The 17,055-nt window shown below is 65.2% G+C and carries 19 protein-coding genes; 12 read left to right on the forward strand and 7 right to left on the reverse strand.

Annotation, left to right across the window (positions count from 1 at the left end; translation table 11 throughout):
• The first annotated feature begins 154 nt into the window (after positions 1-154).
• Entirely contained in the window at positions 155-1,297 is a 1,143-nt protein-coding gene (locus NLN62_RS26175) for a DUF3095 domain-containing protein (RefSeq protein ID WP_254110742.1), read from the forward strand.
• Between the two features lie 166 nt (positions 1,298-1,463).
• On the opposite strand, the gene NLN62_RS26180 is transcribed toward NLN62_RS26175, so the two are convergent.
• The 3 genes from NLN62_RS26180 to NLN62_RS26190 form a co-directional block, all read right to left on the reverse strand.
• The gene (locus NLN62_RS26180; RefSeq protein WP_027522225.1) at positions 1,464-1,904 is read right to left on the reverse strand and encodes a DUF2147 domain-containing protein; all 441 of its coding nucleotides are present in this window, start codon (positions 1,902-1,904) and stop codon (positions 1,464-1,466) included.
• A gap of 79 nt (positions 1,905-1,983) precedes the next feature.
• The gene (locus tag NLN62_RS26185) at positions 1,984-3,369 is read right to left on the reverse strand and encodes an MATE family efflux transporter (protein WP_027522226.1); all 1,386 of its coding nucleotides are present in this window, start codon (positions 3,367-3,369) and stop codon (positions 1,984-1,986) included.
• A gap of 81 nt (positions 3,370-3,450) precedes the next feature.
• Positions 3,451-3,978 carry a GNAT family N-acetyltransferase gene (locus NLN62_RS26190; RefSeq protein WP_027522227.1) on the reverse strand — a complete coding sequence of 176 codons (528 nt, stop codon included), beginning with the start codon at positions 3,976-3,978 and terminating at the stop codon, positions 3,451-3,453.
• A gap of 247 nt (positions 3,979-4,225) precedes the next feature.
• Here NLN62_RS26190 and NLN62_RS26195 point away from each other — a divergent pair, with 247 nt between their 5' ends.
• The 11 genes from NLN62_RS26195 to NLN62_RS26245 all read left to right on the forward strand — a co-directional run bounded on the left by NLN62_RS26195 (position 4,226) and on the right by NLN62_RS26245 (position 12,568).
• Entirely contained in the window at positions 4,226-4,822 is a 597-nt protein-coding gene (locus NLN62_RS26195) for a superoxide dismutase (RefSeq protein ID WP_027522228.1), read from the forward strand.
• A gap of 264 nt (positions 4,823-5,086) precedes the next feature.
• Positions 5,087-5,698, forward strand: coding sequence for a permease (locus NLN62_RS26200; protein ID WP_027522229.1), 612 nt, complete (start codon positions 5,087-5,089; stop codon positions 5,696-5,698).
• The gene (locus NLN62_RS26205) at positions 5,695-6,195 is read left to right on the forward strand and encodes a hypothetical protein (protein ID WP_027522230.1); all 501 of its coding nucleotides are present in this window, start codon (positions 5,695-5,697) and stop codon (positions 6,193-6,195) included. Before NLN62_RS26200 ends, NLN62_RS26205 begins: the two co-directional genes overlap by 4 nt.
• A 150-nt stretch (positions 6,196-6,345) precedes the next feature.
• The gene (locus tag NLN62_RS26210; RefSeq protein WP_027522231.1) at positions 6,346-6,570 is read left to right on the forward strand and encodes a hypothetical protein; all 225 of its coding nucleotides are present in this window, start codon (positions 6,346-6,348) and stop codon (positions 6,568-6,570) included.
• A gap of 2 nt (positions 6,571-6,572) precedes the next feature.
• Positions 6,573-7,328, forward strand: coding sequence for a metal ABC transporter ATP-binding protein (locus NLN62_RS26215; RefSeq protein WP_027522232.1), 756 nt, complete (start codon positions 6,573-6,575; stop codon positions 7,326-7,328).
• A gap of 6 nt (positions 7,329-7,334) precedes the next feature.
• A complete protein-coding gene (locus NLN62_RS26220) occupies positions 7,335-8,201 on the forward strand; it encodes a metal ABC transporter permease (protein WP_027522233.1) in 867 nt (288 codons plus the stop codon).
• Positions 8,201-9,070: a metal ABC transporter substrate-binding protein gene (locus NLN62_RS26225; protein WP_027522234.1), complete on the forward strand. Its 870-nt coding sequence runs from the start codon at positions 8,201-8,203 to the stop codon at positions 9,068-9,070. Before NLN62_RS26220 ends, NLN62_RS26225 begins: the two co-directional genes overlap by 1 nt.
• Before the next feature lie 54 nt (positions 9,071-9,124).
• On the forward strand, positions 9,125-10,177 hold the full coding sequence (locus NLN62_RS26230) for a GTP-binding protein (RefSeq protein ID WP_027522235.1): 1,053 nt from the start codon (positions 9,125-9,127) through the stop codon (positions 10,175-10,177).
• On the forward strand, positions 10,177-11,196 hold the full coding sequence (locus tag NLN62_RS26235) for a WD40 repeat domain-containing protein (RefSeq protein WP_027522236.1): 1,020 nt from the start codon (positions 10,177-10,179) through the stop codon (positions 11,194-11,196). Before NLN62_RS26230 ends, NLN62_RS26235 begins: the two co-directional genes overlap by 1 nt.
• A 213-nt stretch (positions 11,197-11,409) precedes the next feature.
• Entirely contained in the window at positions 11,410-12,126 is a 717-nt protein-coding gene (locus NLN62_RS26240) for an MgtC/SapB family protein (protein WP_027522237.1), read from the forward strand.
• A 94-nt stretch (positions 12,127-12,220) separates the two neighbouring features.
• Complete coding sequence (locus NLN62_RS26245; RefSeq protein WP_254110744.1) at positions 12,221-12,568, forward strand: hypothetical protein; 348 nt, start codon at positions 12,221-12,223, stop codon at positions 12,566-12,568.
• Positions 12,569-12,802: 234 nt separating this feature from the next.
• Here NLN62_RS26245 and NLN62_RS26250 read toward each other — a convergent pair whose 3' ends face one another.
• The 4 genes from NLN62_RS26250 to NLN62_RS26265 form a co-directional block, all read right to left on the reverse strand.
• Positions 12,803-14,245 (reverse strand): homospermidine synthase, encoded by a 1,443-nt coding sequence (locus NLN62_RS26250; protein WP_027522239.1) that lies wholly within the window; start codon positions 14,243-14,245, stop codon positions 12,803-12,805.
• Between the two features lie 47 nt (positions 14,246-14,292).
• Entirely contained in the window at positions 14,293-14,682 is a 390-nt protein-coding gene (locus tag NLN62_RS26255; protein ID WP_027522240.1) for a RidA family protein, read from the reverse strand.
• A gap of 278 nt (positions 14,683-14,960) precedes the next feature.
• Entirely contained in the window at positions 14,961-15,545 is a 585-nt protein-coding gene (locus tag NLN62_RS26260; RefSeq protein ID WP_254110746.1) for a GNAT family N-acetyltransferase, read from the reverse strand.
• 130 nt (positions 15,546-15,675) lie between these two features.
• Entirely contained in the window at positions 15,676-16,818 is a 1,143-nt protein-coding gene (locus NLN62_RS26265) for a type III PLP-dependent enzyme (RefSeq protein WP_027522242.1), read from the reverse strand.
• Positions 16,819-17,055 lie beyond the last annotated feature (237 nt).

Genomic DNA, 17,055 nt, shown 5'->3' on the forward strand with positions numbered 1-17,055 from the left:
CGGTCAATGACAGCCTGCGGCATTGCAGCGCGGTCCCGGCTTGTTGTCCGGCCCCGTTTCAGCCAATGATCGCCAGGGCTCGTCATCGGCGAACCCGGATCAATTCTGCAACGTATCTCCTCTTCGAAGCTCACCAGCCATCCGGCCTCAGGCGATGACAGCAGGCGTCCCCTTCTACGGCAGCATCTCCGTCTTCCGCGGCTTTACCAGCCTGATGGATCCCTCCCTCTATTCACCGCTGCCGGATGACTGGACCATCGGGGTGGCCGACATCGTCGATTCCACCAAGGCGATTGCGGCGCAGCGCTACAAGGCGGTCAACATGGCCGGTGCTGCGGTGATCGCCGCCGTCACCAACGCGCTGGAGGGCAGGGAATTCCCCTTCGTGTTCGGAGGAGACGGCGCGAGCTTTGCGGTTGCGCCCGGCGACCTCGATCGTGCCCGCGACGCGCTGGCGGCAACGGCGACCTGGGTCAGGCAGGATCTCGATCTGAAGATGCGCGTCGCGCTGGTGCCGGTCAGCGCGATCCGCAGCGTAGGCCTGGACGTGCGCGTCGCGCGCTTCGGGCCGTCGGCCAACCTGTCCTATGCGATGTTCTCCGGCGGAGGTTTGGGGTGGGCCGAAGCCGCGATGAAGCGCGGCGAGTTCGCCGTTGCCGAGGCGCCCGACGGGACGCAGCCAGATCTGTCCGGCCTGTCCTGTCGGTTCGAGGAGATGCCGGCCTCGCGCGGGCTCATCCTGTCCGTGCTGGTGGTGCCGGCGCGCGGTGCCGATCCGTCTGCCTTCCGCAAGGTGATCGAGGACGTCCTCCATCTCGTCGAGCGCAGTCCAGATGCGGGGCGGCCGGTGCCGCCGCAGGGCCCGCCGCTGAAATGGCCGCCGCAGGGGCTCGACTATGAGGCGCGTGCGAGGCGCGGCGGCTCGCTGCTCAAGCGCCGCATCAGCGTGCTGGCCTATACACTGTTCGCCTATTTGATCGTGCGCTTCGACATCAAGGTCGGCGGCTTCGTGCCCAAAACCTATACGCGGCAGGTCGTCGAGAACTCGGACTTCCGCAAATATGACGACGGCCTGCGCATGATCCTCGACTGCACGCCGGAGCTCGAGCGCGACCTGAGCGATCGGCTTGCAGCGGCGGCGAAGAGCGGCATCGTGCGCTACGGCCTGCACCGGCAGGATGCGGCAATGATGACCTGCTTCACGCCCTCGGCGCTGCGGAGCGACCACGTCCACTTCATCGACGGCGCGCGCGGCGGCTATGCGTCGGCGGCAACGGCGTTGAAGGCGACGGCGTGACGCCATTCTCGTACCCCGGACGCAGCGCAGCACCGAAAGCGCGTTCACGCGCGTCTTCGACGCGCTATGGTGATGCGCTGCAGGGCCGGGGCCCATAAGCATGTGGGTCCCGGCTCTGCGCAGCGTCACTGCGTGCCGCAGTGCTTCCGGGACATGAGAGATCAGCTCAGCGGCCCACGCGCGTCCAGGTCTCGCCGCCGCACAAGGCACCGACACAGCCTTCGACGCGGAGCGTATCAGTGCCGGTGACGGAGATATTGCTCGCATACATGCTGCCGTCATCAGCGTTGTAGATCTGCCCCGACCATTTGTTGGGACCGGTGGCCTGCATGCCGTTGAATAGCGGCAAGCCGATCAGCGGGCGCCTGGCGAGCGCGGGATTTGGATTCTTGCTGTCGCTCGCGGGCTGGCCGGTTGCGGTGTCGTAGGGCTCCTTCAGCCAGACGATGACGCCGCAGATGCCGCCGCCACATTTGCTGACCTTGACGCGCGCGTCGCCCGCCTGCGTCAGCCAGGTCCCGCTCGCATCCGCGCTCTGCGCGCGTGCCGAGGGCGCACCGAACAGCGCAGCAGAGAGAACGATGAAAACAGCGAATCTGCAAATCATGAGAAGCCCCGAAAATGGAGGCGTCTCCATAGCAGCAAATCGCCATCATGCAACGCGCGGCTGCATCACATTCCTGCGTTCATTTGCCCCAGCGCGCAAGGGCAACGGACGTTGCGGTGGACAGTCCGAATACCGTCATGGCGCCGCCGATCAGGGCGAACAGCGTCCAGGCGGGCGCCTGGGCAGCCGTGAGCGCGACGCCGCCGACGGCAACGATCAGGAGTCGCGCGGTTGACGCAAGCACCGGGCCTCCGACACGCGCGGCACCTTGCGAGGAGAAATACAGCGAAACGCCGACGCCGAAGAACACGAAGGCCGGCCCCGCCCAGTGGAAATAGCTGTGCGCAGCGGCGGTGACGCCGGCATCGCGGGTGAAGAGCGAGACCCAGATCGCCGGATCGAGCGCGACGGTCACGCCGATCAGCCCGACTGTGAGGCCCGCGGCTGCGGCCGCCGTCCACGCGACGCGCCGCGCGCGCTGCAACTGTCCGGCGCCGATCGCCATGCCGACCATCGGCACCGAGGCAATGCCGAAGGCGAAGGTGATCGGGATCAGCAAGAATTCCAGTCGTGAGCCGATGCCATAGCCAGCGAGCATCTCGGTGCCGAAGCTTGCGAGAATTTTCGTGAAGATCAGGATTGTGAGCACAGTCTGCAGCGGCGACAGGCAGGCCACCGCGCCGACCTTGAGGATGTCGAGGAACATGCCGCGCTCGAACCGGAATGCGCCAAAATTCAGCGGCAGGCGGCTGAGACCCGCGAGCAGATACCAGACGAAGAAAATGGCCGCGAGCATGAAGGCGATGAGCTGGCCGGAGGCAACGCCGCGCATACCGAGTTGCGGCACGCCGAACAGGCCGAGCCCCAGCGTGCCGCCGACCACGACCTGCACCAGGCTGGTGCCGATCAGCGTCATCGAGGGCAGGCGCATGTCGCCGGTGCCGCGGATCACGGATGCGAGCGTGTTGACCAGCCAGATCGCGATCGCGCCGGAAAACAGCACCTGCGAATAATTGCAGGCTTCTTCGAGGACATTGCCGCCTCCGCCGAGCAGCGTGAAGAAGCTGCGGCCGAAGACCAGCATCATCACGGTGAAGAACAGCCCGCCGCAAATGCCGATGATGGCGGCGTGCACCGCCAGTATCGCGGCGCGATCCCGGTCGCCCGCGCCGAGCGCCCGGCTGATCGCAGACGACACGCCGCCACCCATCGCGCCCGCGCTCATCATCTGCGTCAGCATCGCGAAGGGAAACACCAGCGCGATCGCGGCGAGCGGAATCGTGCCGAGCCGGCCGATATAGGAGGTCTCGGCGATCGCAACCAGTGTGCTGCCGACCATCGCGATCATGTTGGGGATCGCCAGCCGCAACAGTGTCGGCAGGATCGGCGCGGTCAAAAGGCTGGCTATGGGCGACGTCATCGGGGCACGCGACGGTGCGGCGTCTATGGGGGCGTCGATCGTCATGCGTCACCGGACGAAATTAAATGATGGTCAACATACTACAAGGCAGGCATCGTCCGCGCCAGCCCTCCGTTCACGCAGGGCTCACCACGGCAGGCCGCATAGGTCGATGGTGCCCAGGCGCGGCGCGCGGACGATGTCGAAGACGAACGGCGCCGTGCAGTCGAAGCGGATCCGTCCCTCCGGCTGCTCGCAATAGACATCGCCGGTGAAAGGATGCCAGTTACGAGCCTGGTAGAACGCGAAATTATGTGGCTCGCAGAACAGGAGCGCGAAGCGGACTGCCTCGTTGGCGCGCATGGTGTGAATAGCGGCATCGATTGCGAGCGTCGCGTAGCCGCGTCCACGGCAGTCCTCGCGAGTCACGACGCCGCCGATGCCGCCAATATGGACCTTGCGGCCGTTCCAGGTGATGGTGCGGAAGTAGATGCCTACATGACAGGCAAGCCCACCCTCGGGCGCCTCGATCAACACGCGAAGCTCGGTATTGGCCCATTTGATGTGGCCCCAGGGCCGCTTCTCTACGGCATCGCGCGGCCAGACTGCCTTGAACAGCGGATCGGCGATCGGCCACGAGGCGTCGCCGTTCAAGATGTCGATCTCGATGCTCATGGGTCCGCCTTTGCTAACTCCGCGCGAGGATGCATTCGTTCTCTCTTAAACGCTTCAAAGGCAATGATATTTTACGCCCCGTCCACGAGCCTGGTTGCGGGCCTGATCTTGTGCGTGAGTTTGGGCAATGAGGCCATGCCGTCGCATCAGGCGTTTTCGCAAATTCTAAGGTATTTAACGGCGCAGGAACCTTCTATAAGGGGTGACCGTTAGAACACGTTCCCCACCCAGTTGCGGACAACAAGCCATGACCTTTACGCTCCCCCCTCTCCCTTACGCCTATGACGCCCTCGGCCAGTACATGTCGAAGGAAACGCTGGAATATCACCACGACAAGCATCATCAGGCCTATGTCACCAACGGCAACAACGCGCTCAAGGGGACCGAATGGGAAGGCAAGTCCCTTGAGGAGATCGTGAAGGGCTCCTTCGGGAAGAACCCGGCGGTCTTCAACAATGCCGGCCAGCACTACAACCACATCCACTTCTGGAGCTGGATGAAGCCCAATGGCGGCGGCACCAAGCTGCCCGGCAAGCTCGAGAAGAAGATCAATGAGGACCTCGGCGGCTTCGACAAGTTCAAGGCGGACTTCCAGGCCGCCGGCGTCGGCCAGTTCGGCTCCGGCTGGTGCTGGCTCCAGGTCAAGAACGGCAAGCTCGAGATCTCCAAGACGGCGAACGGCGAGAATCCGCTGGTGCATGGCGCCACGCCGATCCTCGGCTGCGACGTCTGGGAGCACTCCTACTACATCGACTACCGCAACCGCCGCCCCGACTATCTGAAGGCTTTCGTCGAGAACCTCGTGAACTGGGAATACGTGGAGTCGCTGTTCGACAAGGCGTGAGATAGCAACTCGTGTCATTCCGGGGCGATGCGCAGCATCGAACCCGGAATCTCGAGATTCCGGGTTCGCACTTCGTGCCCCCTGAATGACAGAAACAACGAAAGGGCGGTCGCGTCTTGCGACCGCCTTTTTGCTGCGCGGAATTTGCCTCCGCCTCGCATAGCCCTGCGCGGGGCGCGCATCGCCCCCGCCATCACTGTGTTTGCATCGCGTCAGTGGCGCCCTTAAGCAGAACGGGCATCCCCTCGATCCGACCCGAGCCCGTTGTCAGAACCTTTCCCGAACAATCCGGCGCCTGCCGAGGACGCAGAGTCCGAGCCGCGGCCGGGGCGCATCCGCAAGCCGATCGGCTGGTCGACCATCATCATCGCGGTGCTCGTGGCGGTGAGCGCGGCGCTGGTCTGGCGGCGTGACGGCACCGAAGGCGTCCTCGACATTCTCACTCACGATCTCTCGCTGTTTGGCGGCATCCTGCCGCGCGTGCTCGCCGGCTGCCTGCTCGGGGCCTTCATCTCGGAGATCCTGCCGCACGAGAAGGTGTCGCGCTCGCTCGGGCCGAACTCCGGCCTGATGGGCCTTTTGATGGGCACCGCCTTCGGCGCGATCCTGCCGGGCGGGCCGTTTACCGCCTATCCGGTGGCGAGCGCGCTGCTCGCGGTCGGTGCCGATTTCGGCGCCACCATCGCCATGGTCGTGAGCTGGACCCTAATCGGCTATGGCCGGGCGGTCGCCTGGGAAATCCCCATCATGGGCACGGATTTCACGCTGTGGCGGATCGTGATCTCGCTGCCGCTGCCGGTGCTCGCCGGCGCGCTCGGTCGCTTCGTCTATGTCCGGCTCTATCCGAAGCGTGATGCAGAGGACGACGAGACGTGAGCGCCGCACTCCTCATCGATATCCTGTTGTGGGGCTCGGTGCTCGGCGTCGGCCTGCTCGCCTTCCGCCGTGGCAAACCCGTGTTCAAGGCCTCGCTGCGCGAGGGGTCGATGGATTTCATCAACATCGTGCCGCGGATCGCGCTGGGCGTGATCGGCTCCGGCTACATCGCCGCGATCATCCCGCAGGAGGTGATTACCGGCTGGCTCGGCCCCGATAGCGGTTGGCTCGGGGTGGCCACCGCTGTGGTCGCCGGCGCTGCCACGCCCGGCGGCCCCGTGATCGGCTTCTCCATCGGCACAGTGGCGCTGAAGTCCGGCGGCGGCGTGCCGCAGGTGGTCGCCTATGTCGTCGCCTGGGCGCTGTTCGCCTTCCAGCGGGTGATCCTGTGGGAAATCCCCTTCATGCCGGCCCGTTTCGTCTGGTTCCGCTGCGCCGTCTCGGTGCCTTTCCCGTTCGTGGCGGCGGCCATCGCCATGGTGATCGGCAAGCCGTGAGAGGACTTGAACGTTTTGGGACGTCATTCCGGGGCGATGCGAAGCATCGAGCCCGGAATCTCGAGATTCCGGGTTCGGCTCTTTGAGCCGCCCCGGAATGACAGCATTCCGGGCGTGGACAGGGGTAATGTTATAATATAACGTTCCCGGATGGTCCCCGCCGCGTCCCACGCCCATCATCACGACCATTCCCATGACCACGCCCATGCCCATGGGCATGACCATACGCACGCCCACGTCCACGATCCCCTGGCGCCGCACCCGGCCCAGGCCGCGCCCTGGTCGATCCTGCGCATGACCATGGCGGGCCGCCTGGCAGCGGCGCTTGCCGTCTGCGCGGTGCTCTGGGGCATGGTCTTTCTGGCGATGAGGTGACCATGGCGGCGCTCGGTTTCCACAATGTCACCCTCGGCTATGACCGGCACCCGGCGGTCCATCACCTCAAGGGCGAGATCGTGCCTGGGGCGCTGGTCGCGGTGATCGGCCCGAACGGCGCCGGCAAGTCGACGCTGCTGCGCGGCATCGTTGGCATCCTGAAGCCCCTCGCAGGCAGCATTCATCTCGGCGGGATCGATCAGCGCGATATCGCCTATCTGCCGCAGACCGCCGACATCGACCGCAGCTTCCCGATCTCGGTGTTCGATTTCGTCGGCACGGGCCTGTGGCGTGGGATCGGCCTGTTCGGCGGCATCGGCAAAGCGGCGCGCGAGAGGATCCTGCGCGCGATCGCCGCCGTCGGGCTGAACGGTTTTGAGAATCGCCCGATCGGCACGCTCTCCGGCGGGCAGATGCAGCGCGTGCTGTTCGCGCGCGTGCTGCTCCAGGATGCTGCGCTCATCGTGCTCGATGAGCCCTTCAACGCGATCGACAGCAAGACCACGGCCGATCTGCTCGCCCTGGTGACGCGCTGGCATGGCGAGGGCCGCACCGTGCTCGCCGCGCTCCACGACATGGAGATGGTGCGGGCGCACTTCCCGCAAACGCTGTTGCTCGCGCGCGGTCCGGTGGCCTGGGGCGCGACCGCCGAGGTGCTGACGGCGGAGAACCTCATGGTCGCGATGCGGATGTGCGAAGCGTTCGACGACAGCGCGGCGGCCTGCGCCGACGATGACGAGCGCTCGCAGGCGGCATGACGCACGATGTATGACGCGCTGATCGGCCCCTTCACCGAATTCGAATTCATGCGGCGCGCGCTCGCTGCCGTGATCGCGCTTTCGCTTGCGGGCGCGCCGATCGGCGTATTCCTGATGCTGCGGCGGATGAGCCTCGTCGGCGATGCCATGGCGCATGCGATCCTCCCCGGTGCCGCGATCGGCTTCCTGCTCTCCGGCCTCAATCTGTTCGCGATGACTGCCGGCGGCCTGATCGCAGGCTTTGCGGTCGCCATCCTCGCCGGCGTCGTCGCGCGCTCGACGGGCCTGAAGGAGGACGCCTCGCTCGCGACCTTTTATCTGGCTTCGCTCGCGCTGGGCGTCACCATCGTCTCGATCAAGGGCACCAATATCGACCTCTTGCACGTGCTGTTCGGCAACATCCTCGCCATGGACGACCAGACGCTGCTGGTCGTCGCCTTCAATGCCACGGTCACGCTGCTCGTGCTCGCGGTGATCTACCGCCCGCTGGTGATCGAGAGCGTCGACCCGCTGTTCCTGCGCACCGTGAGCCGTGCCGGGGGACCAGCGCATCTCGCTTTCCTCGCCCTCGTCGTCATCAACCTCGTCAATGGCTTTCAGGCGCTCGGCACCCTGCTTGCGGTCGGCCTGATGATCATGCCCGCCGGCATCGCGCGGTTCTGGTCGCGCGATCTCACCGCGATGATCTCTATCGCCGTCATCGCAGCAGGGGTCTCGGGCTATGCCGGGCTCGTGCTGTCGTTCCAGACGCGGATACCCTCAGGGCCGGCGATCATCCTGGTGGCGACCGCGTTCTACGTCGTCTCCGTGCTGTTCGGCAGCGTCGGCGGCCTGGTCCGGCAGATGTTTCCCGGCCGGCATCTGGAGGCGTGATGCGCCGCTTCCTGCTCCTCGTCGTTGCATCCCTCTTGATCACCTCACCGCTTCAAGCGGCGGAGCGGCTCAATGTGGTCGCGAGCTTCTCGATCCTCGCCGATTTTGCCCGCAATATCGGCGGCGATCGCATCAACCTCACCACGCTGGTCGGCGCCGACAGCGACGTCCATGTCTACACGCCGGCGCCGGGGGATGCGAAGCGGATCGCGGACGCGAAACTCGTCATCGTCAACGGGCTTGGTCTCGAGGGCTGGCTGCCGCGGCTGGTGCAGTCCTCGGGCAGCAAGGCGACCGTCGTGACGGCGAGCGCCGGCATCGCGCCGCTCAAGCTCGGCTCGGATTCCGATCCGCATGCCTGGCAATCGATCCCCAACGCGAAAGCCTATGTGACCAACATCGCCGCCGCGCTGGCCGCGGCCGCGCCTGAGGATGCGGAAGTTTTCCGTAGGCAAGCCAAGGCCTATCTGGAAAAGCTCGAAACGCTCGACCGCGAGGTGCGCGAGGCCATCGCAAAAATTCCCCCCGAGCGGCGCAAGGTGATCTCGACCCACGATGCCTTCGGCTATTTCGCTGCCGAATACGGTATCCAGTTCATCGCTCCGCTCGGCGTCTCCACCGAAACCGAGCCCAGCGCCCGCGATATCGCCGGCATCATCGGGCAGATCCGGGCCCAAAAAATCCCGGCCGTGTTCCTCGAAAATATCAGCGACGACCGGCTGATCCGTCGGATCGCCGCGGAGACCGGCTCCAAGGTCGGCGGGACCCTGATTTCCGACGGTTTGACGGGCGAAAAGGGGTCCGCCCCCACTTACATTGACATGGTCAGGCACAATATAAAGGCCCTGACCAGCGCGCTTGACCACTAGGGCAGGGGCCACCCCGCCTCGCGTCGCGCGAAAAAGCCCGATGTCGGAGTAGTTATGTCTGAAGTGACCTCCCCCAAGATTCCCGTGACCGTGCTGACCGGCTATCTCGGGGCCGGCAAGACCACGCTTTTGAACCGCATTTTGTCGGAGAACCACGGCAAGAAATACGCCGTCATCGTCAACGAATTCGGCGAGATCGGCATCGACAACGACCTCATCATCGGCGCCGATGAGGAAGTGTTCGAGATGAACAATGGCTGCATCTGCTGCACCGTGCGCGGCGACCTCGTGCGCATCATGGACGGCCTGATGAAGCGCAAGGGCAAGTTCGACGCCATCATCGTCGAGACCACGGGTCTTGCGGACCCTGCGCCGGTCGCCCAGACCTTCTTCGTCGACGAGGACGTGCAGAAGAACGCGCGTCTCGATGCGGTCGTGACGGTGGCCGATGCCAAATGGCTGTCCGACCGGTTGAAGGACGCGCCCGAGGCCAAGAACCAGATCGCGTTTGCCGACGTCATCGTGTTGAACAAGACCGACCTCGTCTCCAAGGGTGAGCTCGCCGAGGTCGAGGCCCGCATCCGCGGCATCAACCCCTATGCGAAGCTGCACCGCACCGAGCGCTGCTCGGTAGCCTTGGCTGACGTGCTCGACCGCGGCGCCTTCGACCTCGACCGCATTCTCGATATCGAGCCGGACTTTCTGGAGGCCGATGATCATGACCACGACCATGATCATCACCACCATCACGGCCACGACCATCATCACCACCATGATCACGGCCATGGCCTGAAGCACTATCACGACGAGGAGATGCAGTCGCTTGCGCTCAAGACCGACAAGCCGCTCGATCCCAACGTGTTCATGCCCTGGCTGCAGAACCTCGTGCAGGTGGAGGGTCAGAAGATCCTGCGCTCCAAGGGCATCCTCGCCTTCCACAACGATGACGACCGCTACGTCTTCCAGGGCGTCCACATGATGCTGGAGGGCAACCACCAGCGGAAGTGGAAGGAGGGCGAGCCGCGCGAGAGTCGTCTCGTCTTCATCGGTCGCGAATTGCCGGAACAGGCGATCCGCGAGGGTTTCGAGAGCTGCATCGTCTCGTGATGAAAGAGTTTACGCCAGCTCCCGATTCACCCTCGATCGTCTCGGTCACCGACCGCGTCAAGCCGGTCGCGCTCGGGATGGCCGTGACGTCGGTGCATTTTCTTGGCCCGCGCGCCGCCTTCGTCGGCGGCGAGGAGAACGTCGCATTAGTCGACGCGAGCGGTGAAATCAATATGGTCGCCGTCCACGGCGGTGGCATTCTGTCCACGGCCAGCGATGGCAAGCGCCTCATTATGGGTGGCGACGACGGCAAGGTCGTCTCGCTCGACGGCAAGGGCGAGGTGACGCTGCTCGCGACCGATCCCAAGCGGCGCTGGATCGATGCGGTGGCGCTGCATCCCGACGGCGCCTTCGCCTGGTCGGCCGGCAAGTTCGCCTTCGTCAAGAGCGGCAAGCTAGAGGAGAAGTCGATCGAGGTGCCCTCGACCGTCGGCGGCCTTGCATTTGCGCCGAAGGGCCTGCGACTTGCCATCGCGCATTACAACGGCGCGACGCTGTGGTTTCCGAACATGGCGGGATCTGCCGAATTCCTGCCCTGGGCCGGCTCGCATCTCGCCGTCACCTTCAGCCCGGACAACAAGTTTCTGGTCACCGCGATGCACGAGCCTGCGCTGCATGGCTGGCGGCTCGCCGATAACAGGCATATGCGCATGACCGGCTATCCCGGCCGCGTCCGCTCGATGTCCTGGAGCGCCGGCGGCAAGGCACTGGCGACGTCGGGCGCCGATACCGTGATCCTGTGGCCGTTCGCGAGCAAGGACGGCCCGATGGGCAAGGAGCCCGCGATGCTCGCGCCCCTGCAGGCGCGCGTTTCGGTCGTCGCCTGTCATCCGAAGAACGACATCTTTGCCGCCGGCTACAGCGACGGCACCGTGCTGATGGTGCGGCTGGAGGACGGCGCGGAGATTCTGGTCCGCCGCAACGGCACCGCGCCGGTCGCGGCGCTCGCCTGGAACGCCAAAGGTACGCTGCTTGCATTCGCCGACGAGACCGGCGATGGAGGGCTGCTCGAGCTTTGAGTGGGATGGGTCTTGGCGAAATCGACGCCGCGGCTCGCTTCACCTCTCCCGCTTGCGGGAGAGGTCGCGCCGAAGGCGCGGGTGAGGGCTCTCTCCGCATCGGGGTTCTCGATTGCGGTGACACCCTCACCCCAACCCTCTCCCGCAAGCGGGAGAGGGAGCGCACCTGCTTCTTGGCGCGCAGCTAGACCACGTTTACCGCCGCGAGGGGCCATGCGGTTTCTGACGACCTTCCAGCTTGCTGACTTCCTCGACACGCTGATCAGCCTGTTCACGGCCTTCGTGCTGGGAACGCTGATCGGTGCCGAGCGGCAATATCGCCAGCGCACCGCGGGCCTGCGCACCAACGTGCTGGTTGCAGTCGGTGCCGCTGCGTTCGTCGACCTCGCCATGCACCTGACCGGCGCCGACGGCGCGGTCCGCGTGATCTCCTACGTCGTCTCCGGCATCGGCTTCCTCGGCGCCGGTGTCATCATGAAGCAGGGCATGGACGTGCGCGGGCTGAACACCGCGGCGACGCTCTGGGCCTCGGCCGCCGTCGGCTCCTGCGCCGGCGCCGACCTGGTCGCGCAGGCCGTCGCACTCACGGTGTTCATCATCGCGGGCAACACGCTGCTGCGCCCCCTGGTAAACGCGATCAACCGCATCCCGCTGAACGAGAAGGCACTGGAGGCGACCTACTACTTCAAGGTCGCGGTCACGACGGAAGCCTTGCCCGACATGCGCGACCGCATCGTCGACAAGCTCGAAGCTGCGAAATATCCCGTGGCGGATGTCGAGGTCGCCGAGATCGGCGACGACATCCTGGAAATCGTCGCAAAGCTGGTCGCGACCGCCGTCGATCCGAACGAGCTGAACGCCGTGGCGGTCGACATGCAGCGCCAGTCCGGCGTCCGGCACGCCACCTGGGAAGTCAGCACGACGGACTGAACGCGGTGCTTCCACAGGTTCCCTGCGGCGACATCGCGCGGAACTGCGGTCGGGCCATTTCGTTGATACTGCGAACGAATTCGCGGGTAGCGTTATGGCCGGCAAGCAAGACAAGCTCAGATTTCACCGGGATCTTTTGATCGCCTGTTTCCTGTTCGGGGCGGGCGTCCTGATCTCCGGCCTGTCGCTGGCGCAGATCCGGGCCGAGAGCCGGATGCAGACCGCCCAGGCCACGCCGCCGCTGCAGGGTACGCCGACGCCGGATGATCACAGCAGGACGCCTGCGCAATCAAAGCCGGGCGGCGAGCGCCCCACCACCCCGGCGCCCGAGCCCGCGCACCCGGATCCGCAGACTCAGGGTGCCGCCAAGCCGGTGTTGCCACAGGCGCCAGCCGAGAAGATCGCCCCGCCGATCAAGGAGCCGCCGCTCAAGGAGAAGTAGTAGGCGTTATCCACGTCCTCGGTGTCATCACCCGCGAAGGCGGGCATCCAGTATTCCAGAGACAGCAAGAGGATACGGAGAGGCCGCGGCGTACTGGATGCCCCGCCTTCGCGAGGGCATGACAGCGTGTTGGGGGCAGAACAGGCCCAGCCAGCCGTCACCGGCTACTTTGCATGGGGTTGTTTTCGACATTTTTGATGCCCCGCCTTGGCAGGGCATCACGCTGGCGCGCCGTCAGCGCACCAGAATATTCCGGAACTGCCAGGGATCGCTCGTATCGATGTCTTCCGGAAACAGTCCCGGACGATCCGTCAGCGGCGTCCAGTCGGTGTAGAAACCCTTCACCGGGCCGAGATACGGCATCTGGATTTCCAGCAGACGATCGAAATCCATCTCGTCGGCTTCGACGATGCCTTCGTTCGGGTTTTCCAGCGCCCACACCATGCCGCCGAGCACGGCGGAGGTCACTTGCAGGCCGGTGGCGTTCTGATACGGCGCGAGTTTGCGGGTCTCTTCGATGGAGAGCTGCGAGCCGTACCAGTAGGCATTGTTGTCATGGCCGAACAGCAGCACGCCGAGTTCGTCGATGCCATCGACGATTTCATTCTCGTCGAGGATGTGGTGCTTTTCCTGCATCTTCGCGGCGCGGCCGAACATTTCATGCAGCGACAGCACGGCATCGTCGGCCGGATGATAGGCATAGTGGCAGGTCGGCCGATAGATCGCCGTGCCCGATGCGTCACGCACCGTGAAGTAATCGGAGATCGAGATCGATTCGTTGTGGGTGACGAGGAAGCCATACTGCGCGCCGCGGGTCGGGCACCAGGTGCGCACGCGCGTGTTGGCGCCGGGCTGCATCAGATAGATGGCGGCGCCGCAGCCGGCTTCGTGGGTACGCGCATTCTCGGGCATCCATTTTTCGTGGGTGCCCCAACCGAGTTCGGACGGCTGCACGCCTTCCGACAGGAAGCCTTCCACCGACCAGGTGTTGACGAAGACATCAGGCTCTTTCGGCGACTTGGAGCGCTGGGTGTCGCGTTCGGCGATGTGGATGCCCTTGACGCCAGCCTGCCGCATCAAGTCCGCCCATTCGGCTTTGGTCTTCGGCTTGGGGGCATTGAGCTTCAGGTCGGCGGCGACATTGAGTAGCGCCTGCTTGACGAAAAACGAGACCATGCCGGGATTGGCGCCACAGCAGGAGATGGCCGTCGTCGAGCGCGCGGCGCGCGCCTTCTTGGCGGCCAGCGTCACTTCGCGAAGGGCGTAGTTGGAGCGCGCTTCGGGACCCTTCGAGGCATCGAAATAGAAGCCGAGCCAGGGCTCGTTGACGGTGTCGATATAGAGAGCGCCGAGTTCGTTGCAGAGCTCCATGATGTCGGTCGAGCCGGTATCGACCGAGAGATTGACGCAAAAGCCCTGGCCGCCGCCTTCAGTGAGCAGCGGGGTCAGCAAGTCGCGATAATTGTCCTTGGTCACGCCCTTCTGGATGAACCTGACATTGTGCTTCTCGCAATGTGCCTTGCGGCCCTCGTCCTTGGGATCGATCACGGTGATGCGCGACTTGTCGTAATCGAGGTGCCGCTCGATCATCGGCAACGTGCCTTTGCCGATGGAGCCGAAGCCGACCATGACGATGGGACCGGTAATCTTCGCGTAGATCTGCGAGGGGGGGCTCATGGGATGGTTTCTCCGGAACGTGCTGGCGGACAAAGGGTGAGGGTGGATCAGGCGCTGCGGCGCTTGGCGGTCACTTCGATCTCGACCTTCATCTCGGGCTTGTAGAGCGCCGAGACGGCGAGAAGCGTGGCGGCCGGGCGGATGTCGCCGAGGACTTCCCCGCAGACGGCGAAATGGGCATCGGCATCCTTGATGTCGGTGAGGTAGTAGGTCACGCGGACGATGTCGGCCATCTCGAATCCGCCCTCCTTTAGGGCGGCCTCGATGGTCTTGAAGCAGTTGCGTGACTGGCTCGTGACATCTGATGGCATCGTCATGGTCGTGTAGTCGTAGCCGGTGGTTCCGGCGACGAAGGCGAACTCGCCGTCGATCACGGCGCGGCTGTAGCCGGCGGTCTTCTCGAAAGGCGAGCCGGTGGAAATCAGGCGACGGGACATCTGTTCGACCTCGACTGAAGGGGTGTGTTTCGCGGGGTTAAAGGGCCTTTCGAGGCCCTGCGCAACCCCCGAGAAGGCGGTGAAGGGAGCTCAGCGGGACTGCTGCGTCGTAGCTTGCGACGGCGGCGGCGAGCCGCTCCACCGCCGCACCAGGATGTCCCTGGCGATCATGATCGCGATCAGGACGAACAGCACCGATGTGATCAGGCTGCGCAGGCGCGGGCGGGCATCGCCGCTGGATGCGGCCGGGGTCTCTTCGCCATGATGGACGTCCCCTTTTAGGCCGCGTGCGCGTGCAGACGCGCTGCCCGCCGTTTGGGCAGCGTTGCGCCGGTCGGAACGATCATCCCGGCCGCGTCGTCCAGTGCGCCCGCCTGGAATTCGAGGCCGAGCAGCCGCTCGCGCTCGAACGGGCCGGGCAGCGAGAGCGCGCCGGTCTCCTCGGCCGAGAAGCCGAAGCGGGCGTAATACGGGGCATCGCCGAGCAGGATCACGGCGGCATGCCCGCGCGCCCGGGCGGCGGCCAGCGCTTGATGCATCAGCGCGGCGCCGATCCCGAGCTCGCGGCAGGCAGGATCGACCGCGAGCGGTCCGAGGACCAGAGCGGGCCTGCCTCCGGCGCTGACGTGCCACAGCCGCACGGTTCCCACGAGCTTCCCCTCGCGCATCGCCGACAGGGCAAGGCCTGCGGCAGGTGCACGTCCGTCGCGCAGGCGCTGGCAGGTGCGGCCGTGGCGGTTCTCGCCAAAGCAGGCATCGAGCAGCGCTTCACGCATCGCAACGTCGGCAGCACGCTCCGCACGGATCGCGAACGGAGCGGCTTTCGAGGTGAGGGCGACCTGTGGCTTCCGAAGAGCAGTCATGACACGTCAGTCCTCGCTTGGAGCCGCGGACATGCGTCCACGAGCACAGCGTCGTCAGAAATCGCAATATCAGGGGAGGGAGCCGGCACAAGCCGGCCCCCGGTTCATCAGGCCTCGAAAACGAGGCGGATCAGATGTGATACGTCTTCAGCGGCGGGATGCCGTTGAACGCCACCGACGAGTAGGTCGACGTATAGGCCCCGGTCCCTTCGATCAGCACCTTGTCGCCGATCTCGAGCGTCACCGGGAGCGGATACGGGCTCTTCTCGTACAGCACGTCGGCGGAATCGCAGGTCGGGCCTGCGAGCACGCACGGCGTCATGTCCGCCCCGTCATGCGGAGTGCGGATGGCGTAGCGGATCGACTCGTCCATGGTCTCGGCGAGACCGCCGAACTTGCCAATGTCGAGATAGACCCAGCGCACCTCGTCCTCGTCGCTCTTCTTCGAGATGAGCACGACCTCGGATTCGATCACCCCGGCGTTGCCCACCATGCCGCGGCCCGGCTCGATGATGGTCTCGGGGATCTGGTTGCCGAAGTGCTTGCGCAGCGCGCGGAAGATCGACCGGCCGTAGGTCACCACCGGTGGCACGTCCTTCAGGTACTTGGTCGGGAAGCCCCCGCCCATGTTGACCATCGAGAGGTTGATGCCGCGCTCGGCGCAGTCGCGGAACACCTGCGAGGCCATCGCCAGCGCACGGTCCCACGCCTTCACCTTGCGCTGCTGCGAGCCGACATGGAAGGAGATGCCGCACGGCTCCAGGCCCAGACGCTTGGCGAGGTCGAGCACCTCGACCGCCATCTCCGGGTCGCAGCCGAACTTGCGCGACAGCGGCCACTCGGCGCCGGCGCAGTCATAGAGGATGCGGCAGAACACCTTCGCAGCTGGGGCGGCACGGGCGACCTTCTCCACCTCGGCAGCGCAATCGACCGCGAACAGCCGAATGCCGAGCGCGAAGGCGCGCGCGATGTCGCGCTCCTTCTTGATCGTGTTGCCGAAAGAGATGCGGTCGGGCGTCGCACCCGCGGCCAGCGCCATCTCGATCTCGGCGACGGTTGCGGTGTCGAAGCAGGAGCCCATGGACGCCAGCAGCGCCAGCACTTCCGGCGCGGGGTTCGCCTTGACGGCATAGAACACGCGGCTGTCGGGCAGCGCCTTGGCAAAGCTCTGGTAATTGTCGCGCACGACCTCGAGGTCGACGACGAGGCACGGCTCGGTGTCGAGGCCCTCGCTGCGGCGGTTGCGCAGGAAATCCCTGATGCGATCGGTCATAGCACCCTCCAAACGGCCCCAGCGACGGAGCCCGTTCAAAATGTTCTCGGACAGGGGTGCTTTGGCGCTGCCGCACGATGGAGACGCGACAGGGCCGAGAACCCGAGACCGAATTGTGCTGCCGTGGATTGGTTGGGAATTTTCCCGCCCGCTCACCTGGCAATGAAGGACAAGCCTTTTCAGTAGCCCGCGCCGGCGTTGGAATGCCGGTAGAGACCAAAAAAGCCCGATCCGTCG

It is taken from the genome of Bradyrhizobium sp. CCGUVB23, from assembly GCF_024199885.1.
Classification (GTDB): domain Bacteria; phylum Pseudomonadota; class Alphaproteobacteria; order Rhizobiales; family Xanthobacteraceae; genus Bradyrhizobium.